Genomic DNA, 7,500 nt, shown 5'->3' with positions numbered 1-7,500 from the left:
ACAGAGTTATGTATACTAAACTCACTTTCACAATAGTTAAATAGTTACTTGCTAACATACTTTAAAATATACAGTTTATATGAGTTTTTATCAAAGATTCTACGCAAATGCTAGCAGATGTGAAGATAAAGACAAAAGATAGTTCTCACCACTAGGACTTTAAAAGACGAAGTTTATCAGACGGAGCTAGGCTGTTTTGAGGTTTCTATTATTATGTGTAGACGCACAGGGTATTAGTGTCGTGGTTCTTCTCCCAACCTCGAAAGAGCGTTTAGTGGATAGGGGGAGACACCAAGGACGTTAATGAGTCCGCGTAGCCTTAAGGGGAAGCAAACTACGTGCAGCGTCTCGCACCTAAGCGTTTGGAATTTTCTCAAGTAGAGCAGGCATAATGTGCCAAGGGCAACGCTCCTACATTGCTAAAGCGTCTCTAGGAGACATTGCGCGAACGCTATCGAGCATCTAGAGGTCTCTTTACAGTTGTCAGATATGCAAAAAAATACACATATAGATGGACTTTAACATAAAGGTATTTACGTATCCTACAACCAAAAGTTCTTAGATTTACAACGATTCTAAATAGTTCAAAAGATCCGCCATTTCTTGAGCACTAGGTTGGAATTTTGGCATTGGCGGTGTTTCGCCACTTATCACTTGGCGAATCAGCCCATACCGAGACTTGTGCTTTGAAACAGCTTGCAAACTGGGTCCCACTCGCCCGTCTGCTTCCAAGCCATGACAACCAGCACAGTTAATTTGAAATATCGCGTGTCCTTGAACTGGGTTTCCTGTTAGGGATAGAACACTTTTGACGTATGGATCGGAGGCTTGAACCAACTGAACACCAAAAAAGCCCAAAGGGACTGTTAGCAGTATAGCTAGCGTCAATAAAACGATCCGCTGAATCAAAATGTCAGGTTTGGTAATCTGGTTATCCAAAAGGTTTGCTGTGAAAGTCTAGGTGTGCTAAAAAGTTTTCATTTCCTACACATAGCTTAAAAGTTCTTGATTGTGTCTGCAAGCACAGAAGACTATTTTTTTGTGGGCAGTCGTACTCCAAAAGGCTGTGGGGCGCAGGATTCATACAAAATTTGGTAAAATCAAAAACAGGCAACGAATATTTAATAATTACAAAGAGGAGATTTACAGTGGTTGAACCCCTGCTATCAGGTATTGTCCTTGGTCTAGTTTTCGTAACTCTCGCTGGACTTTTTTACGCTGCATATAAGCAATACAAGCGCCCCAATCAGCTGGGGGGATGAGGGAGTGCCCAGTGCTGAGTGCTGAGGAGCCAGTGCGTTGGGCAGTTCTGCCGACTTGTACCCCTGCTCTTAAGCAAGCTACGCGTAGCGTCTCTGAGAGGAGAATAACTGGCGTTGCTGAGTAGGTTGAGGGAAGGGGGCTAAGGAGGACAAGGAAGCAAGTTTTCTGCCCCACTCCCCATTCCTGTCATTCCACAATTCTGTAGAAAGTAAGTGATGTGTTGCCGTAAACTTTCTCGCGGCAAATTTCCCAAGCGGGAATCTCTGGCGGTGTCCAACCTTGTGAGGCGTGTTCAACTGCGATTTCGCCGCTAGGATCTAAAAATTGATGGTGAGCGATCGCTTCTAATACTTGCTGGTACAATCCACTTGCATAAGGTGGATCGAAGTAGATTCTATCAAACTGTTTACCTGATAAAGTCTTTAACTGCTGGGTTATATCTCCCCGCAATACCCGAAATTCCTGGTCAACATTAGCTAACTGCTGCCAATTTTCTTGGATGGTGGCACAGGCTCGGCTCGATTGTTCAATTCCCACTACTAGGCTGGCTCCTCTACACAAAGCCTCTGCGCCCATTGAACCAGTACCGGCGCACAAATCTAGCCAGCGACAACCTGCGATTTCTCCTTGCCAAATATTAAAGACTGCCTCCCTTACCCGCGCACTAGTGGGTCTAGTTTCTTTTCCTGGTAAAGTTTTTAGCTGGCGATTACCGTAAATTCTCAAGCTCATTGGTTATTAGTCATTGGTCACTTGTACTGAGTTTCGACTGCGCTCAACTACCGGAAAGCCGAAGTATTAGTTTTAGACAAAAGACAAAGAACAAATGACAAAAAGAATATTAGGCAGGAATTTTTTCGCGGACTTGAGCAACGAAATTAGACAAGATTTGCAATCCGATATTAGAGGATTTTTCGGGGTGAAATTGTACTGCCATCAGGTTTTCATGGGCGATCGCAGCTGTGACGGTTTGAGTACCGTGAGTGATAGTTGCTGCACGGATTAGCGGGTCTATTGGGTCAACATAGTAGGAATGGACAAAATATACCCAAGGATCGGACGGTAAATGCTCCCACAAAATATTTTTTGGTTGAGTCATTTCCAGCTGATTCCAACCCATGTGAGGAATAGTGATGTCAGGTTCGGGACGAAACCGCCGCACTTTTCCTTTGATAATTCCTAGCCCTGGTTGAGTACCTTCGGCACTTGATTCAAAGAGAATTTGCAATCCTAAACAAATTCCCAAAAAAGGTTTACCAGATGCGATCGCTTCTTTAATAGGTTGTTCTAAACCGCGCGATCGCAGGTGTTGCACTGCTGGATCGAATGCTCCCACTCCCGGTAGGACTATAGCATCTGCCTGCTCTAATTCCTTTGGAGAATAAGTAACATTAGGAGTTGCCCCAGCTTTTTCCAAGCCTTTACAAACTGAGTGCAAATTTCCCATCTCATAATCTACGACCGCAATTACTGGCATTTACCTGCTCCTTGTAAATTTATTATGGAGGGTTTTTCTATTCTAAATAATATTTGTTATGAAGAAAAGAATTCTATTAACTTCTTTTGACACTTGGCTAAAAGATCAACAGTCAAATTCTTCTGATGATTTATTACTTGAAGTGAGCAAACTTGAGTTGATACCACATGACTTAACTTTTTTACGCCAGTTACCCGTAGATGTGCAACTTGCTAGTACTCAGGTAATGGAAAAAATCAAGGCAATTCAACCTGATTACATCATCTGTTGTGGCATGGCTGCAAGCCGTACACAATTAAGTGTGGAAGCAGGTGCTAGCTGTGGAGAAAGTATTTTACAGACAGAAGTTGATTTAGAAAAATTGGTGGCGGGAGCAGCAAAAATTCAGATTAGCCACGACTGTGGAAAATTTGTCTGTGAAGGTCTTTACTATTCAGTGTTGGACTACTTAAGCCAAAATAAACTCACGGCACGTTGTATTTTTGTCCACGTTCCGGTTCTTAATCAAGAAAATTTGATGGGGATTCTTGCCGATTTCGTATTAATTATTAACAAACTGGCACTTTCATCAAGTTGTTAATGTCTGTATGGTGAAAGAAATATCTAAGTATATGTTGCCATTGTTACTAATTTTCCCAATTGCCCAATCAACTCCTGCCACGCTACCACCTGAAGAAGTCGTCCAACCACAAGAAGTGCGTCCTTTACCGGGTCAATTGGATAAAGTGCCCACTTTCAATAGCAATAGTCCAGAATTGGTTTTGAAAGAAGGGATTTTACTTTCTACCTTTCCACCAGATGGGAAAAAAGTGCCAACAGCGCATCTGAATTTTCCTTTTCGGGGACGATTTGATATTTTTGCCCATCACGTTGCGAAGGCTGAACCAGCAGAGAATTTACGTTCTCTTTATTTAGGGATAATTTTGCATAATCCTAGTTCGGAAACAGTAAAGGTAAATATTTGGCAAGCGGCGAGTTATTTAAGTCAACCAGATGCACCATTTATTCAGTTACCATCTTTTAGCCAAAACCTTTTAGGTAAAGTTTTTGCCGGGCCAGGCGATCGCGTCATGTCTGATGTGCTTCGGGGAGTGCGACAAGAGATTTTCCCTGCCCAAATTGAGATTCCACCAAAGCAAAGTCGGATGTTACTCAATTTGCCAATTCCTGTGCAGGGATTGACACCACCCCTAAATGGTCGGTCTACATTCATGCGACTGCAAAGTGATAGTACTGTCTATGCAGCTAGCCTAGCGATGTTTGCACGGGAGAATCCTGATGGCAGTGAGCGATCGCCTACCTTAGAAGAGTGGCAGAATTTACTAAATAGTGGCGATTTAGCTGGGCCACGAGATAAAACTCCTACTCCCTTAGAGGAAACTGGCAAGCCAAGAATTTATGGGCGTGTTGCGGGAGTGGTTGGTGGTTCGCGATGGAGAGCCTTACTAGTAGATAAGCCTAAAGCTAGATATCTAACTATTCCCCAGCCTGGTCAAGTGTTTTCCTACGCTCTGAGTACCCTGCATGGCGGTACATTAGGAACTGGTCAAATTCAAAGCGCACCCATGCTAGTGCGCTATCCTGACACTGCATATCGCGCTCATGGCAACTATGGAATTCAATATAATCTGAAGTTGCCGCTATACAACAATACTCAAAGTTCTCAAACTGTTAGTGTGTCGATACAAACACCACTCAAGGAGGATCAATTAGTCAAACCAGGGTTACGCTTTCTGAGTACACCCGCCCCTCAAGTATTCTTCCGAGGAACAGTGCGAGTACGTTACAAAAATGACCAAAATCAGCCACAAACTCAGTTTGTGCATTTAGTGCAAAAGAGAGGTCAACCAGGAGAACCGTTAGTTTTATTAAAGATGAAACCAGGCGATCGCTCTTTGGTAGAAGTAGACTTTCTCTATCCGCCGGATGCTACACCACCGCAAGTATTAACAGTTTCAACTCAGACTGAACCTCGGTAATGAGTCATGGGTAATAGGTAAGAGCTTTTTTCTACCTGTTACCAAAAAATAATTAAAGCCTGTTCTAGAGCTTTTCACCCCAAGTTTCTATATTTAGGGTGAATACTTATTCCGCTCCATACATTGCAATAGAAATAGCAGACTATAGCAGGCAATAAAGGGACGGCATGGCAACCGATCAAAAAATGAATCAAGAAACTGAATTAAATTTGCTCCAGCCGCTTGTTGGAATCTTGATTTTACTGGTAGAGGATGAGCCAGATATTGCAGATTTGCTCATCTTCATTTTGGAAGCAGCTGGTGCAGAGGTAATGGCTTTAACCGATGCAGAAGAAGCTCTTGCCTTAGTTGAATCGCTTCATCCCGATATTCTGGTGTGCAACATGAAGTTGCCAGAACATGATGGAAATTGGTTAATTGAGCAAATTCGAGTGCATTCTCGCCAATTTTTAAGGCAGTTGCCTGCGATCGCTATCACTTCTTATACACGGGAAGTCTCAAGCTATAAGGCTTTGAATGCTGGTTTTAATCGATTTCTAGTCAAGCTTGAGAGTCCAGAAGAAATTGTAGATGAGATTGTTCACCTGTTATCTACTGATCTGTAAATATAACTAGCTAGCCTCGATCTCGTTTTTGATCGTGATTTCACACGATATTCTGTGGGAACGCACAGCTAGCTATAAACTCCTAAAAACGATTTTAAGAAAGGAAACTATAGAAGCCTAAGTGAATAGGGTAAAATGTTGCATATATTTGTTAACCTCGTTGAAAACCCTTTGCTGGCTTTTGTTGCCCCTTACCCTTCGGCTTAGATTTGTTAACTTCTCCTAAAGCTTCCTGAAATAAGTTATGCAAATGTATGGGTACACTGGCAATGTCTGGCAACTCTGGCTCAATAGGTTTGTGGAATTCTTGCAAAAGTGCATTCAAGTCACTTTCAAGCCTAAACTCTGGACGTTGCAAAAATGTTTGCAACACATTTTCTAATTGAGTTGGATACTGTTGTGCTAATCGATGCCAAATAAAAGCATTAATACTTTTATCTTCGAGGTAATAGCGAACTAGTTTTTCCGCTCCTTGAACACTTTGCCAGTCCTCTGTCGATAAAATTGCTTGTATTTTACTATATGTTGGTAAAAACATTTGTCCCCAACGGGGATGAGAGAGAGCCGTTACCTGTTCTGCTTTCTTGAGTTCAGCAGGCAAATCAACCTTTGGCATAACCATTTTGCTCTTGCTGCTTTTGCTGTTAAACATCTCAGAGACTACGTTGGAATCAGCACCAAATTCTTGTGCGGCTGCTTTTATTTCTTCGTCGCCAATTCCAGCTGCTTCTGCCACTTCAGCAAGAGATTTAGAAGTATCAATTCCTGCGGCTGCAAAGGTTTCTTCAGTAATTACTTCTTGAAATTCCGCTATTTTTTTATTGAGCTGGTATCCAGGTAGTGTGATTTCATCAGTGCCAAAAAAGTCCACAAACTGCTGATGATATTTTTCTACTGACTGCCAAGCTTCTTCTAGTAAGTCTGGAGCATCGCTGTAAAGATTACTTTTATAGTTTTCTTTAAAATTACCAATTGCTACAGCAAGTTTTGGTTTACCTAATTTACCCATTATTGTGTAAGGGCCAGAAAACATCCAGTAGCTATCGGTAACGGGAGAAATGCGAGTTAGCAAGATTTCTCCGACTTTTAACCGAGATATTGCCTGTAATGTTTGAGTATTGTTTGGCTTGACGATGTAGTGTTTATCTGTTAACCAGTTCGTCAATTCAAAGCCATCAGCTAGAATATTCGTTATAGCAAATAAGCCAATAAAACTATGATGCCAACTATTGATTAAGCTGAGATCGCTTTCTGCTAAATCTGGATGGCTTTCGATAAACAACTCTAATGGAGACTTATCACCGACTTTCCCGGCTGTCAAAAAGCTATCGATGGTTAAGTCCTGCTGCGTACTATCCCCACTTCCACGACGCAACTGTTCTGCGGCATAAGTTTCCAGTGCTTGTGCCAGTTCGCCTTCAGCATCAAGGACAAAATCAACTAAGGCTTGTTTTAATTCGTGCGATCGTTCTAAGATGACATCCACAAGTTAATCTCTCGGTGCAACAGATGTAGATTATAGCTTTTGAGAGAATTTCAGCATCTAGCAATAGCTAGATTTATGGAAATGCACTGCTTACCTTCAGAACTTATCGAGCAACTTTGTTTGAGGGAACGGTGAAGCTACTGTTGTACAGGTTGATTCCAGCTAGATTTGTGACTTATTTGCCGTGAGGCATTGCGATCGCTATCTTTGATTCATGCTGTGCTAGCAGTGGCTGGGTCAACTACCGTGCTGTTGGTTGGTGCAGGTCTGTTTAACCACGGTTTGTGTCGCTACGCTTCAGGCAATTTGATGCAGATGCGAGGTTAAGTTCAATATTGTTGAGTTTTCTACTTTTTACCTTTATCTCTCGCTGAGGACGCAGTTGAAAAGTTATCTGTCAGGTAAGGTATCCACTGTGAGAAAGTAAATTTCTGTGGATAGCGTGAGCGATAAGCTTAATTAGGGAACTCTACGATAAGAGGTTACTACTTTCCCTAGAGACAGCCATGACTAATAATACACAACCTAATCTCCTACAACTTGCTAAACAAGGTGATTCAAAAGCTATTGCTGCTTTGATGAATCGATCTCTCCAGCCCAAAGGCATTACTGCCAAAGTTGCATTTAAGGATGGTTGTTTACAAATCATGCTGGAATCTGCTCAAGTCATAGATCAACAAGCTTTAGTTG

General features: G+C 42.1%; 9 protein-coding genes and 1 pseudogene. 6 read left to right on the top strand and 4 right to left on the bottom strand.

All coding sequences use genetic code 11. The annotated features are described in order from the left end of the window. Nucleotides 1–564 precede the first annotated feature (564 nt). Nucleotides 565–939, bottom strand: coding sequence for a c-type cytochrome (locus IQ229_RS00335; protein WP_194040273.1), 375 nt, complete (start codon nucleotides 937–939; stop codon nucleotides 565–567). Between the two features lie 209 nt (nucleotides 940–1,148). On the opposite strand from IQ229_RS00335, the gene petG reads away from it, so the two are divergent. After that, nucleotides 1,149–1,262, top strand: a complete 114-nt coding sequence (petG, locus tag IQ229_RS00330; RefSeq protein WP_063721252.1) for a cytochrome b6-f complex subunit V — start codon at nucleotides 1,149–1,151, stop codon at nucleotides 1,260–1,262. Between the two features lie 187 nt (nucleotides 1,263–1,449). Here petG and rsmD read toward each other — a convergent pair whose 3' ends face one another. Then, nucleotides 1,450–1,995, bottom strand: a complete 546-nt coding sequence (gene rsmD, locus IQ229_RS00325) for a 16S rRNA (guanine(966)-N(2))-methyltransferase RsmD (protein ID WP_194040271.1) — start codon at nucleotides 1,993–1,995, stop codon at nucleotides 1,450–1,452. A gap of 109 nt (nucleotides 1,996–2,104) precedes the next feature. After that, nucleotides 2,105–2,740 carry an imidazole glycerol phosphate synthase subunit HisH gene (gene hisH, locus IQ229_RS00320; RefSeq protein WP_194040269.1) on the bottom strand — a complete coding sequence of 212 codons (636 nt, stop codon included), beginning with the start codon at nucleotides 2,738–2,740 and terminating at the stop codon, nucleotides 2,105–2,107. Nucleotides 2,741–2,798: 58 nt separating this feature from the next. Here hisH and IQ229_RS00315 point away from each other — a divergent pair, with 58 nt between their 5' ends. The 3 genes from IQ229_RS00315 (at nucleotide 2,799) to IQ229_RS00305 (ending at nucleotide 5,324) form a co-directional block, all read left to right on the top strand. Beyond that, nucleotides 2,799–3,320 carry a pyroglutamyl-peptidase I family protein gene (locus IQ229_RS00315; protein ID WP_194040267.1) on the top strand — a complete coding sequence of 174 codons (522 nt, stop codon included), beginning with the start codon at nucleotides 2,799–2,801 and terminating at the stop codon, nucleotides 3,318–3,320. A gap of 31 nt (nucleotides 3,321–3,351) precedes the next feature. After that, nucleotides 3,352–4,719 (top strand): DUF3370 domain-containing protein, encoded by a 1,368-nt coding sequence (locus tag IQ229_RS00310; protein ID WP_194040265.1) that lies wholly within the window; start codon nucleotides 3,352–3,354, stop codon nucleotides 4,717–4,719. Between the two features lie 167 nt (nucleotides 4,720–4,886). Further along, on the top strand, nucleotides 4,887–5,324 hold the full coding sequence (locus IQ229_RS00305; RefSeq protein ID WP_194040263.1) for a response regulator: 438 nt from the start codon (nucleotides 4,887–4,889) through the stop codon (nucleotides 5,322–5,324). 151 nt (nucleotides 5,325–5,475) lie between these two features. On the opposite strand, the gene IQ229_RS00300 is transcribed toward IQ229_RS00305, so the two are convergent. Then, nucleotides 5,476–6,810 carry a hypothetical protein gene (locus IQ229_RS00300; protein ID WP_194040262.1) on the bottom strand — a complete coding sequence of 445 codons (1,335 nt, stop codon included), beginning with the start codon at nucleotides 6,808–6,810 and terminating at the stop codon, nucleotides 5,476–5,478. Nucleotides 6,811–7,002: 192 nt separating this feature from the next. On the opposite strand from IQ229_RS00300, the gene IQ229_RS24385 reads away from it, so the two are divergent. Together IQ229_RS24385 and IQ229_RS00295 are read left to right on the top strand one after the other, a co-directional pair. Beyond that, nucleotides 7,003–7,137 carry a hypothetical protein gene (locus IQ229_RS24385; protein ID WP_265582937.1) on the top strand — a complete coding sequence of 45 codons (135 nt, stop codon included), beginning with the start codon at nucleotides 7,003–7,005 and terminating at the stop codon, nucleotides 7,135–7,137. A gap of 179 nt (nucleotides 7,138–7,316) precedes the next feature. After that, nucleotides 7,317–7,500 (top strand): annotated as a pseudogene (locus IQ229_RS00295) (hypothetical protein); the annotation flags it as partial.

The sequence above is a fragment of the Nostoc cf. edaphicum LEGE 07299 genome (genome assembly GCF_015207245.1).
Taxonomy (GTDB): domain Bacteria; phylum Cyanobacteriota; class Cyanobacteriia; order Cyanobacteriales; family Nostocaceae; genus Nostoc; species Nostoc edaphicum_B.
The sequence above is the reverse complement of the archived record's forward strand: the minus strand, read 5'-3'. Positions and strand labels throughout refer to the sequence as shown.

What these genes read in the sequence shown, in the direction of transcription:
- rsmD (WP_194040271.1), bottom strand. Translation starts at nt 1,995, where the DNA reads ATGAGCTTGAGAATTTACGGTAATCGCCAGCTAAAAACTTTACCAGGA.
- hisH (WP_194040269.1), bottom strand. Translation starts at nt 2,740, where the DNA reads ATGCCAGTAATTGCGGTCGTAGATTATGAGATGGGAAATTTGCACTCA.
- IQ229_RS00315 (WP_194040267.1), top strand. Translation starts at nt 2,799, where the DNA reads ATGAAGAAAAGAATTCTATTAACTTCTTTTGACACTTGGCTAAAAGAT.
- IQ229_RS00310 (WP_194040265.1), top strand. Translation starts at nt 3,352, where the DNA reads ATGTTGCCATTGTTACTAATTTTCCCAATTGCCCAATCAACTCCTGCC.
- IQ229_RS00305 (WP_194040263.1), top strand. Translation starts at nt 4,887, where the DNA reads ATGGCAACCGATCAAAAAATGAATCAAGAAACTGAATTAAATTTGCTC.